Here is a 16,554-nt window from a genome sequence, read left to right as displayed (position 1 = left end):
AAGAGAAGAGGGTAAGTATGAAGGGATACAAAGGATTTTTAATTGATTTAGATGGAACTGTTTATCGTGGAAGTGAAAAAATTGATGCAGCTGTTGAGTTTGTGAAAGAACTTGAAAGAAGAGAGTTGCCTTATTTATTCGTAACCAATAATTCAACAAAACGTCCAGAAGACGTCGCTAAGCACCTACGTGAAATGGATGTACCAGCAACAACGGAACATGTATTTACGACAAGTATGGCTACCGCTACGTACATTTCAGACCTCAAAAAGAATGCACGTGTTTGTATGATTGGGGAAGAAGGATTGAAATTTGCGTTAGAGCAAGAAGGGCATGAAATTGTTGAAGAAGATGCAGAGTTTGTCGTGATGGGACTCGATCGTTCAATAAACTATGAAAAGTTAGCCAAAGCAGCGTTAAATATCCGTGCAGGGGCAACGTTTATTGCCACAAACGGTGACGTTGCTTTACCGACTGAGCGTGGCCTATTACCTGGTGCTGGATCGTTGATTTCCGTCTTATCGGTAACAACAGGTGTTACACCAACATTTATTGGGAAGCCCGAATCCATCATTGTTGAACAAGCTTTAGAAGTGATCGGATTATCAAAAGAGGAAACATTGATGATTGGCGATAATTATCATACAGACATTCTGGCAGGAATCAGAGCGGGAATGGATACGTTAATGGTATACACGGGTGTTTCCACCAAGGAACATATTAACTCTTACGATGAGAAGCCGACACATGCGATTGATTCATTAGCGGAGTGGACATTTGAATAGCGAATAAGAAGAAGAGACTTTTCAATCAGAATTAGATAGAAAAGTCTCTTTCTTTTGTAACCGGGAGCAGTATCGTAACGGTCGTCCCTTTATTAAGTTCACTATCGAAATGCATCTCCCCATGGTGTGCTTGGATAATATTGCAGCTGACTGTTAAGCCAAGACCTGTTCCTTTTTCTTTTGACGAATAAAAAGGTTCTCCCAAGCGCTCAACTCGCTCTTGTTTAATTCCTTTTCCATCATCCTGAATTTTGATTTGCATAAGGTCTTCTTGTTTGAAAGAAATATTAATTTTCACTTTTGTAGAATCGGCTTCAATTGAATTTTTAATTACGTTAATGAAAACTTGTTTTAACTGATTAGGCTCACAATCAATTAATGGAAGGTCTTCGTTCCGATCAAAATCAATTTCGACATTGTATAAGTTAGCTTGTGATTCCAATAACCACATGACACTCGTCATGATGTCATTCATATTTGACTTTTCATAATGGACTTCACGCGGTTTTCCTAGTGCTAACAGTTCACTGGAGATTTGGTTAATGCGCTCTAATTCATCTAAAATGATTTCGTAGTATTTATTGCTTTTACTCTCGTTTGCTTGCATGAACTGGATAAATCCTTTAATAGAAGTTAATGGATTTCGGATCTCATGAGCGACACTAGCTGCAAGTTCACCGACGACAGAAAGTTTTTCTGTTTTTCGTAGGCGTTCTTCTGTTTCCTTTTGTTTTGTAATGTCGAGTGCATAACCAATGGCCCCTACAACCTCATTTTCAATGATCGTTGGAACGGCTGTACATCTTAATATCCGTTTCTGACCATCTTTACGAATAATGGTTAACTCCTTATTAATAATTCGTTTCTTCTTTTTTATAATATTTGAAAATAACTGAATTGTTTCTTCTCTATCTTCATCTGAAATTAATGGAAGTATTGAATCTCCAATGAATTCAGTCGCATCGTAACCTGTAAGTCCTTCAAATCTAGGGTTGAGTTCAACAATTCTTCCACTTTTATCTAAAATGTACACGACTTCTGGATTGTACTCAATCAGAGATTGATACTTTTGTTTGCTTTGTTCTAGCTTTTGTTCGGCTTTAACTTGTTCTGTAATATCGCGTCCGACTACTACGAGCTCTTTACGAGAACCGTCTTTATGAAAATGAGGAATCTTTAACGTGTCGAATGTTTTAGTAGATCCATCAGGCATAGGAACGACTTCAATCCATCTTGACTTTTTGCCGATTTTCCAAGCTTCCTCATCTGAGGTTTCACAGTAATTAAAAACATCTTTATAAAATTCACTATAAGCTCCAAGTTCAGAGTCCTTTTTACCTACATAGTCTACATGTTCAATTTGAAACAAAGATAGAGCAAAGTCATTAGCCTGTGTCCAACGTCCTTTTCCATCTTTAAAGTTAACAAAATCAACCATTGAGTTGATTAATGCTTCTAGCTTCTCTTTTTCTGCTTTAACCGCTTCATTTTCTTCACGTTTTACAAAGGCATAATAAATAAAAAAGCTTGTAAATCCAATGAAAAGCAATGCTTTAATTTTATTTGCAACTAAGTAAACTTGTGGGTCGAGGAAAAGTTGATTAATTAAATAATCAGTTCCTATAATCCATAAGATGGCGAGAAGGGTATAAACCAAAATTTTTTTTCTTTTGTTCATCATTTTGCCCCCAAGTAAGTACCTACCTAATTATCTCATCATAACATTAAAAGAATGCTTCGTCGTTAATTTATCGTTACCTTCAGGCTTGTGGCAGATCTTTTGGTAAAAAAGGTCTAGAGAGTCAAAAAAGAGGCTACTGAAGAGTACAAATACTCTCAGTGCCTCGGTCCTTGTGCTATTTGAAATCCTAAAACAATTATTCCGTATTGGCCGCGCTATGAGCGAGGCGACTAGAAGCTGCAGCGGCAATTGCCCCAACGATGTCATCTAGGAAAGTATGGCATTCACCAGAATCTTTGTCGTTAAGTTTTTCTAATATACCAGGTTTTTGCTTATCGATATACCCGTAATTCGTGAAACCAATTGAGCCATATACGTTAACAATGGATAAGGCAATAATTTCGTCAACTCCATATAAACTCTCGTCACGATCAATAATATCCTGTAAAGGTTGATCAAGCATTTTTTTCTCGGCAAGGATATCAAGCTGAATTCCAGTTATAATCGCATTTTGTACTTCCCTTTTGCGAATAACTCTATCGACATTCTCAAGGCAAACATCCAGTTGAAGATCTGGATGATATTTCACTTGTAAAAAATAGACGAGCTCAGCAATATCGTCTAATGTCACTCCACGTTCGACTAGCCATTCCCTAGCTTTTGTTTCGACTTCATCCATTTTTCTTTCCGTCACACGCAGCACCTCCGACGACTCAATCTGTCTTTAATATAAAGACAGAAAGGCTATTATCAGACTGCAGTAGCAGCTGATCATTGTTGATCACATCAATAGAATGTGTCAGCACTATACTTATATTATATGTTACATTCTCAAGTTGCTACTACTAGTCTACTGCGATTATACACATTTTATTCATTTGGGTCATAGACTAGAAAAAGGAGCGTACTTAGGAGGGGAGTAAATGTTCGAGCGAAATCTATATGATATGTATGGAATATATTGTGAGTCAAGGTTTCAAGTCGGAGATTATGAAGCGTTTGAATCAGGAGGCAAATCATACATTATCTTACCGAAAGAAGAGTGCATGTTAAAGGAAGAAGAAATGCTTGCTTTCACAGACTACTTACGCAAAATTGGTGATAATTCGATTCTGGAACCATTAATGACGAAATATAAACGTAGAATTGGATTGATTGAAGGGCAAGAAGTATATGTATGTCAACTGCCGAGCGTGGGACAGCGAGAACAGCAAGCTCTTTTTCGTTTTGATAGTGCAGAGGAGAAAGGGGCTCATCTCGCTACGATTCATTACTATGGCAAGCAATTAAATAATCAAAGGAACACATACGATTATTTTGGGCAGTGGCCTAAGCTCTGGGAGAAGAGACTAGAACAATTGGAAGGATGGTATCAACAGATATTATATGAACGTCCACAATCTTATATTGATGAGGCTTTTTTATTTTCCTATCCGTATTATATGGGATTAACCGAAAATGCGATCCAATATGTCGTTGATGCGACCTTAGACGATCGAGGGCGGGAACAAGAAAAACCAACGATTTGTCACCAGCGCTTTAATGACCGTACGTGGTTAGTCTTATCAGAAGCAGGTGACATTGTAAAGAAACCAACATCATTTGTTTACGATCATCCATGCAGAGATGTAGCAGAGTGGATTCGAGATCAACATTGGACGGAGAAGCCATTTACGTGGGAAAAGGTTGATTCGTTTATCCGTGGATATGAAAATTACGAAACGTTGACCTCCTACTCTTGGAAGTTAATGTATGCTAGGCTTGTATTCCCACTTCACTATTTTGAAGCGGTTGAAGATTACTATCGCAGCCAATTGAAAGAAGAAAAGATTAAACGGGGACAGCACTTTTTACACATACTTGAACAAGAACATGCGAATGAACGCTTTTTAAGAGAGGTTGCTGAACATGTATTGATGAGCCGTGGTGTCGGTTCACCTCAAGTTCCACCGATCGACTGGTTATAGAATTGTTTGCTATTAGCCTTAAGATCTAAGGATGAAACTAGATCTCAAGGCTTTAAAAAAGATAAGAGTTGTTCAAAAGATGGGAAGGAGGTCTTTTGAACAACTCTTTTTTATTTTAAACAGTATTCTGTTTTTTATGAAATAATAAAAAATAAGTGATATCTTTTCTGATTCCTTGTAATATTAGATTAGCTGAATTGCTTCGACAAATATCTATTAATTCACTGTTTCGTAATTTTTCTGAATTTTTATGTTTTACCTATTGTATATCCTTTAAAAGAGGTCTATAATGTCCTTTATAGATAAACAAATGTATTTTTTGGATATACATGAATTGTTGGGAAAAGGAGTGGAGAGCATGTCAGCAAAGGAAGTTCGAATCGGTTTACTTGGTTTGGGGACAGTAGGAACGGGTGTCGTTTCCATAATTAGCCGGCATCAAGAGGAATTGCGTCATCAAGTTGGCTGCCCTGTAACAATTAAAAAAGTACTCGTACGTAATCTAGATAAAAAACGAGATATTGAATTGGATGACTCCGTTGTAACGGATCAAATTGAAGATGTTCTTTTTGATCAAGATATAGATGTCATTATTGAAGTGATGGGAGGAGTAGAAACGACGAAAGAGCATTTGCTTACTGCTCTTCGGAATGGAAAGCATGTGGTTACAGCTAATAAAGACTTAATGGCTATTTATGGAGCTGAGCTGTTAAAGGTCGCTGCGGAACATAATTGTGACGTCTATTATGAAGCGAGTGTGGCTGGGGGAATTCCTATTCTAAGAAGTTTGAGCGATGGTCTTTCAGCTGATCGCATCACAAAAATGATGGGAATTGTGAATGGAACAACAAACTACATTCTCACAAAGATGACACAAAACGGAAGTTCTTATGAAGAAGTATTAACACAAGCTCAAGAACTAGGCTTTGCGGAAAGTGATCCGACAGCTGATGTGGAAGGTTTAGATGCAGCTCGTAAAATGGCGATTCTCGCAACTCTAGGCTTTTCAATGAATGTAAGCCTAGATGATGTTACGGTAAAAGGAATTTCCTCTGTTACGAAAACAGATTTAGACTACTGTGATCAGCTTGGCTACACAATGAAACTTATTGGACTGGCAAAGCGTGATGAAGGTCGAGTGGAAGTAAGTGTGGAGCCAACTCTATTACCGAAAGATCATCCATTAGCGTCCGTTCACAATGAATACAATGCCGTTTATGTGTACGGTGAAGCGGTTGGAGAAACGATGTTTTACGGACCAGGTGCAGGGTCATTGCCAACAGCAACTGCAGTCGTATCGGATCTCGTTTCAGTTATGAAAAATATGCGCTTAGGTGTGTGTGGTAGAGCGGTACAAGAGCCACTTCATCAAAGGGTTATGAAGCAAGCAAATGAAATTGATTCAAAATATTTCTTGAGATTGAGAGTAGTCGATCAAGCTGGTACATTCCAAGCGGTCACAAGTTTATTTGCTGAGTATGGAGTAAGTTTTGAGAAACTCTTACAACTCCCGCTTGAAGCGAATGAGGTAGCAGAGGTTATTGTCATTACTCATCATACTAATAAAGAAAACTATGAAAACTTATATAAAAAATTATCTGAGCTTGAAGTCATTGAATCGATCGAGAGCTGTTACCGTGTTGAAGGAGGACGCTAGAAATGAGTCGTTGGAAAGGATTAATCCAAGAATATAAAGAATATTTACCTGTTACAGAAGAAACACCATTACTAACTCTACATGAAGGAAACACGCCATTAATTGAGCTCGAGCATATCTCAAAAGAGTGGGGAGTTAACATCTTTGTTAAATATGAAGGGCTAAACCCGACAGGATCTTTTAAAGACCGTGGGATGGTTATGGCTGTTGCTAAAGCAAAAGAAGAAGGAAGTAAAGCGATCATTTGTGCATCGACTGGTAACACATCAGCAGCGGCTGCAGCGTATGGAACGCGCGCTGGATTGAAATGTGTTGTCGTCATTCCAGAAGGGAAAATTGCACTTGGGAAGCTTGCGCAAGCGGTTATGTACGGTGCAGAAGTCATTGAGATTAAAGGGAATTTTGATAATGCATTAGATATCGTTCGCGAAATTAGCGAAACAGAGCCGATTACGCTTGTGAACTCCGTGAATCCTTATCGCATTGAAGGACAAAAAACAGCGGCATTTGAAATTGTTGATGCATTAGGAAAAGCACCTGATGTTCTTGCCATTCCTGTTGGAAATGCTGGTAACATTACGGCTTACTGGAAAGGCTTTAAAGAATACCATGAGCAAAAAGGAACGGGCTTACCTGAAATGCGTGGATTTGAAGCAGAAGGGGCTGCCGCTATTGTTCGTGGAGAAGTAATTGAGGATCCAGAAACGGTTGCAACGGCAATACGTATCGGGAATCCAGCTAGTTGGGAGAAAGCAGTAGCTGCAAAAGAAGAATCGAACGGTTCAATTGATTTTGTGACAGACGAGGAAATTTTAGAAGCTTATCAATTGCTTGCTAATCGCGAAGGTGTATTTGCAGAACCGGCTTCTTGCGCTTCACTTGCTGGATTAAAAAAGCAAATTGCTTCAGGTGAGATTAAAAAAGGTTCTACCGTTGTTTGTGTGCTAACTGGAAATGGACTAAAAGATCCTAATACTGCTATTGATACTGTGTCAGTCAAACCAACCGTTTTACCGAATGATAAGGAAGCTTTCCTGGCACACCTTAAAGGCGGTGTCACTCAATGAGCTTAGAACCTTTTTTCATTACGGTTCCAGGAAGCTCTGCGAATTTAGGGCCTGGCTTTGATTCAGTTGGGCTTGCAGTGAATCGCTTTTTAACATTAGAAGTATCACGTTCAGATCAGTGGACTTTTACTTCTGAATCCGTTGATTTACAAGGAATTGAAACAGGAGAAGATAACTTAATTTATCAAGTAGCCGCTCATGTAGCCAAAGAACTTGGTCAAGAAATCTCTCCTTGTAATGTCGTGATGACAAGTGATATTCCATTAGCACGCGGGTTAGGAAGTAGTGCAGCTGCAATTGTGGCTGGTATTGAGTTAGCGAATCAGTTACTGGGAGAACCGCTTACCGTTGAGGAGAAAGTTCGCTTTGCAAGTTTATGGGAGGGTCACCCAGATAATGTGGCCGCTTCTATCTACGGGGGTCTTGTTATTGGTACGCATACGGAAACTGCTACAGATGTTTTATACGGAGGAATTCCAGAAATCGATCTTGTATTACTCGTTCCTTCTGAAGAACTAAAGACAAAAAAAGCACGCGGCGTTTTGCCAACGGAATTGACCTATCGTCAAGCAGTTCGAGCGAGTAGTGTGGCCAATGTCTTAGTAGCCGCTTTGCTTCAAGGGAATTGGCAAGTGGCAGGTAAGATGATGAACGAGGATTTGTTTCATCACCCGTATCGTCGCGAACTCGTTCCTCACCTTGAAGAAGTCATTCGTTATGTACAGGAAGAAACTTCTGCTTACGGAGCAGCATTGAGTGGAGCGGGTCCAACAATGTTGTGTATAGCACCTGTTCAGCGTGGTGAGGAAATTCAAGAGAAACTTCAACGTCATTTCCCTGATTTTGAAGTGGCTGTCTTGAAACCAGCCAAATCAGGGATCCAAGTGACCAAAGGGTTATCTCAAATAGAACAATCAGCTCAAACAGTTGAATAGATTATAAAGATGGCGGGCAAACCAACAAAAAAGGGGGCCCGCCATGCTTGATTTAGAACAGCTTGAGGAAGGACAACAAGTGTATATTATTTATCGAAATCCACATACACAAACGGTTTCAACCATTCAAGAAGCAACGATTGCTAGAGATCCGATGAATCCTGCAGAGCTTTCACTATTGTTATTTGACTTTTATCACCCGATTGAAGCAGATGATGCTATTTTTAGATCCTTTGAAGAGGCTGAAGCGACTTTTGAGCAATTTTATATGTAGCGTAGATGCAATAAACAAAGGCCGCCTCTGGACCTATAGTCTAGAGGCGGCCAAGTTTTAATTAAAATACTTGTTCGATTTCCTTTACTCCAGGAACTTCTTCAAGTAGAGCTCGTTCAATACCTGCTTTTAACGTAATAGTAGAACTTGGGCATGAACCACAAGCGCCAAGAAGACGTACTTTTACAATGCCATCTTCTACGTCAACGAGTTCAACATCCCCGCCATCACGTAGCAAGAAAGGACGAAGCTTATCTAATACTTCACTAACTTGTTCAACCATTTCAGTAGCCATTTAAAACAACTCCTTTCTACTTACTATTATAATGGTGTTTCAAAAAAAAATCCATGAATAAGCTTGATTTTGTGCGCTTGTAGAAGTGAAAAATTGGCAAGAGCTTTTCAGGATTCTTTGAACATGAATCTTAAGCGATATCCAATTATGAGTAAGTATAATATAATAAGACTAATGAAATGAAGAAAGGTGGTTCATGAGGTGGAGGAGCATAATCTTAAAATAACTGTCTATGGAGCGGAAGAAAAATGTGCGAGTTGCATTCACCTTCCTAGTGCAAAAGAGACGATGGAATGGCTTGAGGCTGCTGTTCTGCGAAAGTTCCCTGAGCTTGATTTTCAGTTTGAGTACATAGATATCGATGTTCCAGGAGAAAAAGAAGTTCACATCAAATATGCGGAATTAATAAAGGCAGATGAGTTCTTTTATCCATTAGTAGTGTTAGGAAACGAGGTCATTGCAGAGGGCAATCCTAATTTAAAAGAGGTTTTCAAGAAAATTGAGCACGCATCGAATGAGTAAGGGGAAAGAAAAAAAGCTGTTGACGGGGTGTAGTCAGCAGCTTTTTACTTTTCGACGTTACTTTTCATCAGCAGGAGAAGATTGATCATTGGTAAATTCATCGATCTCGTCGATCGTGAATACTTCAGAGGTCGTAGTTGCTTTAAGTGATTTTTTTATTTGATGGGCAGTCGTTTTTCTCGCTTTTTTAGCGGCTCTCTTAGCGGCTTTCCTTGCAGCTTTTTTTGCAGCTTTTGTAGAAGCTTTTCGGATCAATTTCTTTGTATTTCTTTCATAGGAAGTAAGCTCAGATTTTAGTTGTATGATCATATTATCTAGTTCTTCAAGATGTGGTTGTACAGATTGTTGAATGGCTTCTTCTGAGTTTTGAGAGATGAGAAATTCAATTTGACTTAATAATGCACTATGGTCTGGTTGATTATTGATTTTTTTAAGTTGATTGATCTCTGCAATCACCTTGTTTATATTATTATTAGAGGGATTCCCTGGTCCTTTATAGAACACCATATTACTCATTGCAAGCACCTCGCCTAAATTATGTGTAGAGTCATAATAGTATATGGTCAACTAACTAGGAAGGTTAGCCTAATTTACTCAAAAAGAGAAAAAAAGAATAGCTCTTAAAGTTAGTGAAATACTAAAACAAAAACATACATGTTAGGTGAGCATTTTATGAAAATTCCAGGATATAGAAGTAAAAAACGGTGGAAGATGGGTCTTGCAAGTTTTGGGTATGGACTACTTGTAATGACAATACTTTTATCTATTATGGGGCCTTTTACGAAAGAAGTTGCTGATATCAATGGTTTAGAAGTGCAAAGTGAGCAAACACGCCCCGTTGAAGTTCTAGAAAATCAAGATGGGTTGAATGAAGAATATGTAGAAGACATTGGTCAAATTATGCCACGGTTTGATGCGGCTCTAAGAGGGCTACAAGTTCATTTATCTCAATTTGAACAGAACCAAAGCTGGATTGACGAAGCGCGTGGCGAAAATAACTCTGTCTATTTGTATGCAAGTAGTTTACGTGAATTTGAAAATGTGCCAAGTCGTTTTGAAGAAGCACATATGTTTTTTGTGCGAGGTACGAACGATATTGAACAAAGTCATGTAAGAATTTCAGAATCATTAGATCTACTGGAGGCAGGAAATTACAATCAAGCTATGGCCGCACTTAAGGAAGCTTTATTATTTTTGAATCGTGGAGAAGAGCAAATGCATCAAGGTTATTCGCTCGTAGAAGTATAAATGAAAAAGGGGCGTCTCTAAGGTCTAGTTTGACCTTTTGAGACGCCCCTGCTCGTTGCATTTTTTTCAAAAGCATTGAGAGAAGTGGGTTCTTCAGTGACCTGTAGAACTATTGAAACAGCCCTTATATCTCAATAAGTTGGTTCATTACGAACCTGAATGATATTTATACATCCAAAGAACACCGCTTTTAAGAACTCGAGGAACTCGACCAAGTAAAGTTCGTTCGCCCATTAAGCCGAAGCCATGCTTTTTCCCTAATGAACCTAGAACACCCTTTAACTTAATACGTGGCAGTTCTTCCGGAAGTGGTTCACCAGCCCATTGTTTTTTCAAGATCGTGACAATCTGTTCTGCTTGTCCTTCTGCTAGTTGAGCACTTGGAGCATGTGGTAGGCTTGCACAGTCACCAACTACAAATACATCTTCGTCGGTTGGAAGGAAGTGTTGTGGTGTTAAGACGACTCGACCTTGATTGTCCTTTTCAACATTTAAGTTACGAACGACTTCAACTGGTTGAACACCTGCCGTCCATATAATAGCATCACATTCAATAGGTTTGTCGTGATTATAGAGAATGCCTTCCTCTACTTTGGTAATATTTGATTTGTTAATCACATCTACACCATGATCGATAAACCAATTTTGTACGTATGTGCTAAGTTTACGAGGGAACATAGATAAAATAATCTCGCCACGGTCAAAAAGCTTTATCGTTAAATCAGGACGACTTTCTCTTAATTCACTTGCTAATTCAACTCCACTTAACCCAGCTCCGACAATGGAAACGACTCCATTCGGACGAATATTATTAAGGGTTTCATACGTTCTTCTTGTATTATCCATTGTTTGGATGCTGTGAGTGTGCTCTGCAGCTCCAGGGACATTGTGATATTTATCTTCACAGCCAAGACCAATAATTAATTTATCGTAAGGGATGAAATCTCCTTCTGTGAGTTCAACCATTTTTTCTTCTAAGTTAACGTTTTTAATGGTGCCATATTTGATTGTTAGTCTAGCATCTTCAGGAAAGCCTACACGAAGATGATGGTCTGCAGCGGTTCCAGCTGCTAACGCATAGTATTCTGTCTTTAAACAGTGATAAGGCAAACGGTCAATTAATGTGATTTCAACATCTTCTGGTAGTCCCTCAGGCAAAAGACGCTGTAATACGCGCATACCGCCGTACCCTCCACCTAAAATTACTAGCTTTTTCATAAGCGAATATCCCCTTTTTTCGATAATTGCTTCAAGACTGCTGTCGACCAAAGTCATTACATTTTCAAGCAAAAGAGCCTTTGTCGGTTCAGTAGCAAACGATTGAATACCATGTGAGATCAAACTATGAATGATATGAGTCCACGTAAAAACAGAGGCAGTTGATTTAACTTCCTCTTTAGTTTTGGCATCTACTAACAGTTCATGCCAATGTGTGAAAAGAATCGTTTGTTCTTTTAAAACGTGATTCCACATTTCGATTGTTAAAGATGGATATTGATCAAAGTCGGTTAAAATAAATTGTAAATAGGATCGTAAACGAATTGATAGTGGTCTATTTTTAAAGTGCGATTGTCGTATGTAAGGCATAACCGCTTGTAAACGTTCGGTTGCAAGTGATTGCATGATTGAATCCTTCGTAGGAAAATGATTAAAAAAAGTCCCCTTGGCCACGTTCGCAGCATTCGTTATCTCTTGAACGGTTGTGCGAGAGAAGCCTTTTTCACGAAAGAGTGCCAAAGCAGCTTGTTCAATTCGTTCTTTTGTTTTCGATTTCTTATCTAATTCATCCATCGCATATCTCCTAACAAAAAGTGACCCTGGTCAGTTTTGATTATAACGAGGAATAAGAAAAATAACAACAAATTTGTGAATTTTTTTGAAACCCTTTTTATAAAGAGAGATTTGAAACACGACAATTGACTTCTATTCCACTCGGGAGTAGCATTAGAGAAGATAGAAGAGGTGAAATAATGAGACCAATAATTGAATTTTGCTTAAGTAACTTAGCAAGCGGAACACAAAAAGCAATGGAAGAACTCGAAAAAGACCCCAATTTAGACATAATTGAATATGGCTGCCTAAGCAACTGTGGAAATTGCGCCATCGAACCATTTGCCCTTGTAAATGGAGAATACGTATCCGGCGAAACAAACGAAGAACTCGTTGAAAATATATACACATTTCTAGAAGAAAACCCAATGTTTTAGAGAGATTTTTAAAAAAGGTCGATCTTTACCTTTTTTAAAAATCTCGAACAATGAGCGAAGCCACTGCAAGGTTTTAAGTCCCTTTGAGCGGTTTTCTCAAAGGGACGCGCAGTGAGCGTAGCCATTGACACCGAAATAAAAGGTCGATCTTTACCTTTTTTAAAAATCTCGAACAATGAGTGAAGCCACTGAAAACCATACCGAAATGGAAAGTAGTGTGAGAAATTGAATGTAATTCCATTTATCAATACATGGCCTTATGAAAAGCTTTTTAATGATATTTATTTTCAAAATTGTCCATTTTGTGTTGAAGAAAATGTTCTAACTAATATAAAAAAGTCCGAGTATGAACGTGCTCGTGAAGGAATTAAAACGGTAGTAATTATGCCATGTTGTCGTGGTAAGTTAACAATTCTTGAAGCGGATGACGATTATTTTTGGACGGATAAGCGTTTAAGAAAGGATTGAGTAGATTGCAATTTACGAAAATGCATGGTTTAGGAAACTGTTATATTTATGTCGATATGTTTAAACAAACGTTTGATGAGGACAAGCTTTCCCCACTTGCGATTGAAGTATCTGATCGAAATAAAGGGATTGGTTCTGACGGGATGATCCTTGTGTGTCCCTCTGAAATAGCTCCTGTAAAAATGCGTGTGTTTAACAGCGATGGTTCAGAAGCAAAGAATTGTGGAAATGGGTTACGCTGTGTGGCTAAATTCGCCTACGAACATGGATATGTTAATGATAAAACGTTTCAAATTGAAACACTGGGTGGGTTAGTAGAAGCAACCGTTCACGTAGAAGGGGATCGTGTTCATACAGTGTCAGTAGACATGGGGGAACCAATATTAGCTAGGGAGCAAATTCCGATGCTGGGTGATCAACAAGATCAGGTTGTGGCAGAACCTTTTCAGTTAGATGATACTCAACTTGAAGTCACGGCTGTTTCAATGGGAAATCCGCATGCTGTTATGTTTGTAGAGAAGATCGAGGAAGCTCCCGTTGACTCAGTAGGGCCAAAAATGGAGAAAGATGAGCGCTTCCCTGATTGGGTTAATGTTGAATTTGTTGAAGTTGTTTCAAGAAATGAACTACATTTCCGTGTATGGGAACGAGGATCTGGAATTACACAAGCTTGCGGTACAGGCGCATGTGCAGCGGTCGTTGCAGCTGTTCTAAACGGACATTGTCAAAAAGGGGAAGAGGTTATAGTCCATCTACTTGGTGGTGATTTAACGATTACGTGGCAAGAAAATGGACATGTCCTTATGAAAGGCGCAGCGGAAATTATTTGTGAAGGTGTATTTGGACGAAAGTAAAGGATTAAAAAAAGGCTCTGAGTTTTTTCAAACACTCAGGGCCTCTTGTAATTTGCAAAATATAATGTGTGTCTATAGATAGAATATGATTCTTTGCTGTTATTCGCCTTCTTCTTCCGAAGCTTTATTTCTTTGGAATGGAAGGGTATCCCAGAAACTGGTATCAACGTTTTCGATGGAACCATCGGCGATTGCTTTCACAGCTGCATCCAGTGTTTCTACTGATTGCCTGATTAAATAACCATTGCTTTTTTGACCTAATACATATGGTTCGTAAAAATGGTCAGACATTCCGCGCATCTCAAATAATAGCGTAGCAACGTTATATCTTTCGGCGATTCCGTTTCGACCAATGTTAGAGCCGGTGCCACCATTATACTTTCCTAAAAGACCCCAGCCTTTTGATTCAATCTGGTGATAAACAACAGCCCCTAATTGTCTAGACTTTTCAACTACAGCAGGATCGACATTTGGGTTCGTAGGATATAGGATTGAGCCCGAAACATATTGATCGTTAATGGCACTTTGTGTTCCTTGATGGTGTAAATCAATTAAATAATCAACTTTATATTTCTCTAAAATATTCTCATAGAAAGCTCTTGCTTCTGGTTCCATGTCTATTATTTCCTTAGCATGTTCTCGGTTTAGGTCAACATCGTTTGCATTTGTACGAGTTAAATGACGGCCACCAGCTGCAACATAATCATTTGTTGAAAAGTCGACATCGCCCATTGCACCATCGGCGTTTAACATTGGAACAACGATGATGTTGACGTTTTGTAATACATTCTTCGTTTTGCCGGTGCCTAAATGTTTAATAAATTCTAGTGCGCCTTCAGTGGCTAATTGTTCATTTCCATGCTGTTGTGTTACAAACACAATGGTTGGATTTTCTTCGTTAGAAATATATTTTGCAGCGTATAGATCGCGGCCTTTCACACTTTGTCCAATAACTTCAAGTTTCATTGCTTCTTGACGGGCTTCTTGCTTTTTTAAATAATCAACCATTTCCTCATATGTAGTTAACATGGAAGTTTGAATAGATTCGTTTCCATTGTAGTTAGGGCCATTTCCAACAGCACCTACTGGTAAAGCAGTTGTTGATAGAGCACCTAGTGCAAGTACACTTGCTAATGAAACGGTTAAGACGTTTTTCCCCATCATTTTCATTTTTCTTCCTCCCTTTAGTCTTTAAGATAATCTTACAAATTAATTGTAAGTTGGAAGAGGACAAGCTGTTAAGATTAGATCAACTCATTTTCCTTTAACTATTTCGGGTTTCTAAATGACTAGAGAGAAAATAGGTTTTTGTCAGAGGGTGTCAAATGGTCAAGAATGGGTAGAGATTAGGGAGTGAATTATCAGAAAATAATTGGATGGGTAAATTTATAAAAAGAGGTCTAAATGACTATGTAAGGGTAAGAGGAAAGAAGAAGATGGCTCTTCGGGACTAAAGAACCATCTCGGAGTGATTAATATGTTTTAATCGTATTATAGAATGTATCTCGTTCTACTGGTATTTTGCCAGCACTCTTAATTAAGTAAACAAGTTCTTCACGTGTAATTCCTTGAGAAGTTAAGGCGCCGACAGCGTGTGAGATACGCTCCTCAATTAAAGTACCGTGTATATCACTTGATCCAAATGTAAGTGCCATTTGGGTTAATTGAACTCCGATATTAATCCAATATGCTTTAATATGATCAAAGTTATCTAACATTAAACGGCTAATCGCTAATGTCCGCATGTCATCGTAAGCGGTTGTACGACGTTTAAGGCCAGCGTTAATACTGCGTGGCTGCATAGCAAGCGGGATGAACACCATATATCCGTTTGTACGATCTTGTAACTGGCGCAAGCGATCCATGTGTATTAATCGTTCTTCTTTTGTTTCAATCGAACCATAAAGCATCGTCGCATGTGTTTTCAGACCTAGGTTGTGAGCAATTTCATGAGCTTCTAACCATTGATCAGTTGAAGCTTTGTCCGGGCTCATTTTTAAACGATAACGCTCAGTTAAAATCTCAGCACCACCACCTGGCATGGTATCAAGTCCGGCCTTGATAAGTTCTTCAAGTACTTCTTTCATTGATAAACCAGAAATACGAGAGAAAAATTCAATTTCGGCACCAGTGTAAGCTTTGACTGTTACTTGAGGATAGTGCTTCTTCAACGTACGAATTGTTTCTAAGTAATAATCAAAGGGAACTTCGTGATTATGTCCCCCTACGATATGGAATTCACGAATATTGTCATTCCAACGCTTTTCAACATATTCTAGCAGTGCATCACTATCCATTGTGTATGCGCCTTCTTGTCCAGGCTTTCTTTTAAATCCACAGAAACCACAGTTTGCTTCACATACGTTCGTCGGATTAATGTACATGTTTTCAATGAAATAGACATTATCTCTGTTTTTCTTATAATTTACTTGGTTTGCTAATTGTGCAATCCCGAGCAAATCAGGGCTCTCAAATAAATATAGACCATCTTCTATTGTGAGACGTTCGCCGTGATTAACTTTTTCTGCAATAGCTTGCAGTTTCGTATCAGTTAAAATTGTTGCCATTATCTTGCGCCTCCATTTTTTCATAAA

Annotated in this window: 18 protein-coding genes and 1 pseudogene; 11 read left to right on the top strand and 8 right to left on the bottom strand. The window is 38.7% G+C overall.

All coding sequences use genetic code 11. The annotated features are described in order from the left end of the window. Positions 1-17: 17 nt before the first annotated feature. Positions 18-785, top strand: coding sequence for a TIGR01457 family HAD-type hydrolase (locus BkAM31D_RS18300; protein WP_066156485.1), 768 nt, complete (start codon positions 18-20; stop codon positions 783-785). A gap of 31 nt (positions 786-816) precedes the next feature. Here BkAM31D_RS18300 and BkAM31D_RS18295 read toward each other — a convergent pair whose 3' ends face one another. Both BkAM31D_RS18295 and BkAM31D_RS18290 read right to left on the bottom strand, forming a co-directional pair. Beyond that, positions 817-2,466, bottom strand: a complete 1,650-nt coding sequence (locus BkAM31D_RS18295; protein ID WP_257391590.1) for a PAS domain S-box protein — start codon at positions 2,464-2,466, stop codon at positions 817-819. 196 nt (positions 2,467-2,662) lie between these two features. Further along, positions 2,663-3,145 (bottom strand): phosphatidylglycerophosphatase A family protein, encoded by a 483-nt coding sequence (locus tag BkAM31D_RS18290; RefSeq protein WP_066156929.1) that lies wholly within the window; start codon positions 3,143-3,145, stop codon positions 2,663-2,665. A 244-nt stretch (positions 3,146-3,389) separates the two neighbouring features. Between BkAM31D_RS18290 and yutH the strand changes: the two genes are divergently transcribed. The 5 genes from yutH (at position 3,390) to BkAM31D_RS18265 (ending at position 8,366) form a co-directional block, all read left to right on the top strand. Continuing rightward, positions 3,390-4,433 carry a spore coat putative kinase YutH gene (yutH, locus tag BkAM31D_RS18285; protein ID WP_066156479.1) on the top strand — a complete coding sequence of 348 codons (1,044 nt, stop codon included), beginning with the start codon at positions 3,390-3,392 and terminating at the stop codon, positions 4,431-4,433. 358 nt (positions 4,434-4,791) lie between these two features. Then, positions 4,792-6,090 (top strand): homoserine dehydrogenase, encoded by a 1,299-nt coding sequence (locus tag BkAM31D_RS18280; protein WP_235820499.1) that lies wholly within the window; start codon positions 4,792-4,794, stop codon positions 6,088-6,090. Positions 6,091-6,092: 2 nt separating this feature from the next. Further along, positions 6,093-7,157: a threonine synthase gene (gene thrC, locus BkAM31D_RS18275; RefSeq protein ID WP_066156476.1), complete on the top strand. Its 1,065-nt coding sequence runs from the start codon at positions 6,093-6,095 to the stop codon at positions 7,155-7,157. Then, positions 7,154-8,092, top strand: a complete 939-nt coding sequence (gene thrB, locus BkAM31D_RS18270) for a homoserine kinase (RefSeq protein ID WP_066156474.1) — start codon at positions 7,154-7,156, stop codon at positions 8,090-8,092. Before thrC ends, thrB begins: the two co-directional genes overlap by 4 nt. Positions 8,093-8,135: 43 nt before the next feature. Continuing rightward, positions 8,136-8,366, top strand: a complete 231-nt coding sequence (locus BkAM31D_RS18265) for a transcriptional regulator SplA domain-containing protein (protein ID WP_066156472.1) — start codon at positions 8,136-8,138, stop codon at positions 8,364-8,366. Between the two features lie 61 nt (positions 8,367-8,427). On the opposite strand, the gene BkAM31D_RS18260 is transcribed toward BkAM31D_RS18265, so the two are convergent. Then, entirely contained in the window at positions 8,428-8,661 is a 234-nt protein-coding gene (locus tag BkAM31D_RS18260; protein ID WP_066156469.1) for a NifU family protein, read from the bottom strand. Between the two features lie 201 nt (positions 8,662-8,862). Here BkAM31D_RS18260 and BkAM31D_RS18255 point away from each other — a divergent pair, with 201 nt between their 5' ends. Beyond that, entirely contained in the window at positions 8,863-9,183 is a 321-nt protein-coding gene (locus tag BkAM31D_RS18255; RefSeq protein ID WP_066156466.1) for a DUF1462 family protein, read from the top strand. A gap of 57 nt (positions 9,184-9,240) precedes the next feature. On the opposite strand, the gene BkAM31D_RS18250 is transcribed toward BkAM31D_RS18255, so the two are convergent. Beyond that, positions 9,241-9,699, bottom strand: coding sequence for a hypothetical protein (locus tag BkAM31D_RS18250; RefSeq protein ID WP_066156463.1), 459 nt, complete (start codon positions 9,697-9,699; stop codon positions 9,241-9,243). Between the two features lie 156 nt (positions 9,700-9,855). On the opposite strand from BkAM31D_RS18250, the gene BkAM31D_RS18245 reads away from it, so the two are divergent. After that, positions 9,856-10,431 carry a hypothetical protein gene (locus tag BkAM31D_RS18245; RefSeq protein ID WP_066156460.1) on the top strand — a complete coding sequence of 192 codons (576 nt, stop codon included), beginning with the start codon at positions 9,856-9,858 and terminating at the stop codon, positions 10,429-10,431. A gap of 147 nt (positions 10,432-10,578) precedes the next feature. Here the strand turns inward: BkAM31D_RS18245 and BkAM31D_RS18240 are convergent, their stop codons facing one another. Both BkAM31D_RS18240 and BkAM31D_RS24745 read right to left on the bottom strand, forming a co-directional pair. Beyond that, positions 10,579-11,649 (bottom strand): NAD(P)/FAD-dependent oxidoreductase, encoded by a 1,071-nt coding sequence (locus BkAM31D_RS18240; RefSeq protein WP_066156923.1) that lies wholly within the window; start codon positions 11,647-11,649, stop codon positions 10,579-10,581. 459 nt (positions 11,650-12,108) lie between these two features. Further along, positions 12,109-12,222 (bottom strand): annotated as a pseudogene (locus tag BkAM31D_RS24745) (TetR family transcriptional regulator); the annotation flags it as partial. 179 nt (positions 12,223-12,401) lie between these two features. Between BkAM31D_RS24745 and BkAM31D_RS18235 the strand changes: the two are divergent. The 3 genes from BkAM31D_RS18235 (at position 12,402) to dapF (ending at position 13,960) form a co-directional block, all read left to right on the top strand. Then, positions 12,402-12,638, top strand: a complete 237-nt coding sequence (locus tag BkAM31D_RS18235) for a YuzB family protein (RefSeq protein WP_066156457.1) — start codon at positions 12,402-12,404, stop codon at positions 12,636-12,638. A 225-nt stretch (positions 12,639-12,863) separates the two neighbouring features. After that, positions 12,864-13,106 (top strand): hypothetical protein, encoded by a 243-nt coding sequence (locus BkAM31D_RS18230; protein WP_066156454.1) that lies wholly within the window; start codon positions 12,864-12,866, stop codon positions 13,104-13,106. Positions 13,107-13,126: 20 nt separating this feature from the next. Continuing rightward, entirely contained in the window at positions 13,127-13,960 is an 834-nt protein-coding gene (dapF, locus tag BkAM31D_RS18225; protein ID WP_218017038.1) for a diaminopimelate epimerase, read from the top strand. A gap of 99 nt (positions 13,961-14,059) precedes the next feature. Here the strand turns inward: dapF and BkAM31D_RS18220 are convergent, their stop codons facing one another. Next, on the bottom strand, positions 14,060-15,121 hold the full coding sequence (locus tag BkAM31D_RS18220) for a M14 family zinc carboxypeptidase (RefSeq protein WP_066156920.1): 1,062 nt from the start codon (positions 15,119-15,121) through the stop codon (positions 14,060-14,062). A gap of 311 nt (positions 15,122-15,432) precedes the next feature. Beyond that, positions 15,433-16,527, bottom strand: a complete 1,095-nt coding sequence (mqnE, locus tag BkAM31D_RS18215) for an aminofutalosine synthase MqnE (protein ID WP_066156448.1) — start codon at positions 16,525-16,527, stop codon at positions 15,433-15,435. Positions 16,528-16,554 lie beyond the last annotated feature (27 nt).

It is taken from the genome of Halalkalibacter krulwichiae, from assembly GCF_002109385.1.
In the GTDB taxonomy this organism is placed as follows: Bacteria; Bacillota; Bacilli; order Bacillales; family Bacillaceae_D; genus Halalkalibacter; species Halalkalibacter krulwichiae.
This window is presented reverse-complemented; position numbering and strand designations above follow the sequence as displayed.

Coding starts and splice junctions, on each gene's coding strand:
- BkAM31D_RS18290 (WP_066156929.1), bottom strand. CDS start 3,145: ATGGATGAAGTCGAAACAAAAGCTAGGGAATGGCTAGTCGAACGTGGA.
- BkAM31D_RS18280 (WP_235820499.1), top strand. CDS start 4,792: ATGTCAGCAAAGGAAGTTCGAATCGGTTTACTTGGTTTGGGGACAGTA.
- yutH (WP_066156479.1), top strand. CDS start 3,390: ATGTTCGAGCGAAATCTATATGATATGTATGGAATATATTGTGAGTCA.
- BkAM31D_RS18240 (WP_066156923.1), bottom strand. CDS start 11,649: ATGAAAAAGCTAGTAATTTTAGGTGGAGGGTACGGCGGTATGCGCGTA.
- mqnE (WP_066156448.1), bottom strand. CDS start 16,527: ATGGCAACAATTTTAACTGATACGAAACTGCAAGCTATTGCAGAAAAA.
- BkAM31D_RS18220 (WP_066156920.1), bottom strand. CDS start 15,121: ATGGGGAAAAACGTCTTAACCGTTTCATTAGCAAGTGTACTTGCACTA.
- BkAM31D_RS18300 (WP_066156485.1), top strand. CDS start 18: ATGAAGGGATACAAAGGATTTTTAATTGATTTAGATGGAACTGTTTAT.
- thrC (WP_066156476.1), top strand. CDS start 6,093: ATGAGTCGTTGGAAAGGATTAATCCAAGAATATAAAGAATATTTACCT.
- BkAM31D_RS18235 (WP_066156457.1), top strand. CDS start 12,402: ATGAGACCAATAATTGAATTTTGCTTAAGTAACTTAGCAAGCGGAACA.
- thrB (WP_066156474.1), top strand. CDS start 7,154: ATGAGCTTAGAACCTTTTTTCATTACGGTTCCAGGAAGCTCTGCGAAT.
- dapF (WP_218017038.1), top strand. CDS start 13,127: ATGCATGGTTTAGGAAACTGTTATATTTATGTCGATATGTTTAAACAA.
- BkAM31D_RS18245 (WP_066156460.1), top strand. CDS start 9,856: ATGAAAATTCCAGGATATAGAAGTAAAAAACGGTGGAAGATGGGTCTT.
- BkAM31D_RS18295 (WP_257391590.1), bottom strand. CDS start 2,466: ATGATGAACAAAAGAAAAAAAATTTTGGTTTATACCCTTCTCGCCATC.
- BkAM31D_RS18260 (WP_066156469.1), bottom strand. CDS start 8,661: ATGGCTACTGAAATGGTTGAACAAGTTAGTGAAGTATTAGATAAGCTT.
- BkAM31D_RS18265 (WP_066156472.1), top strand. CDS start 8,136: ATGCTTGATTTAGAACAGCTTGAGGAAGGACAACAAGTGTATATTATT.
- BkAM31D_RS18250 (WP_066156463.1), bottom strand. CDS start 9,699: ATGAGTAATATGGTGTTCTATAAAGGACCAGGGAATCCCTCTAATAAT.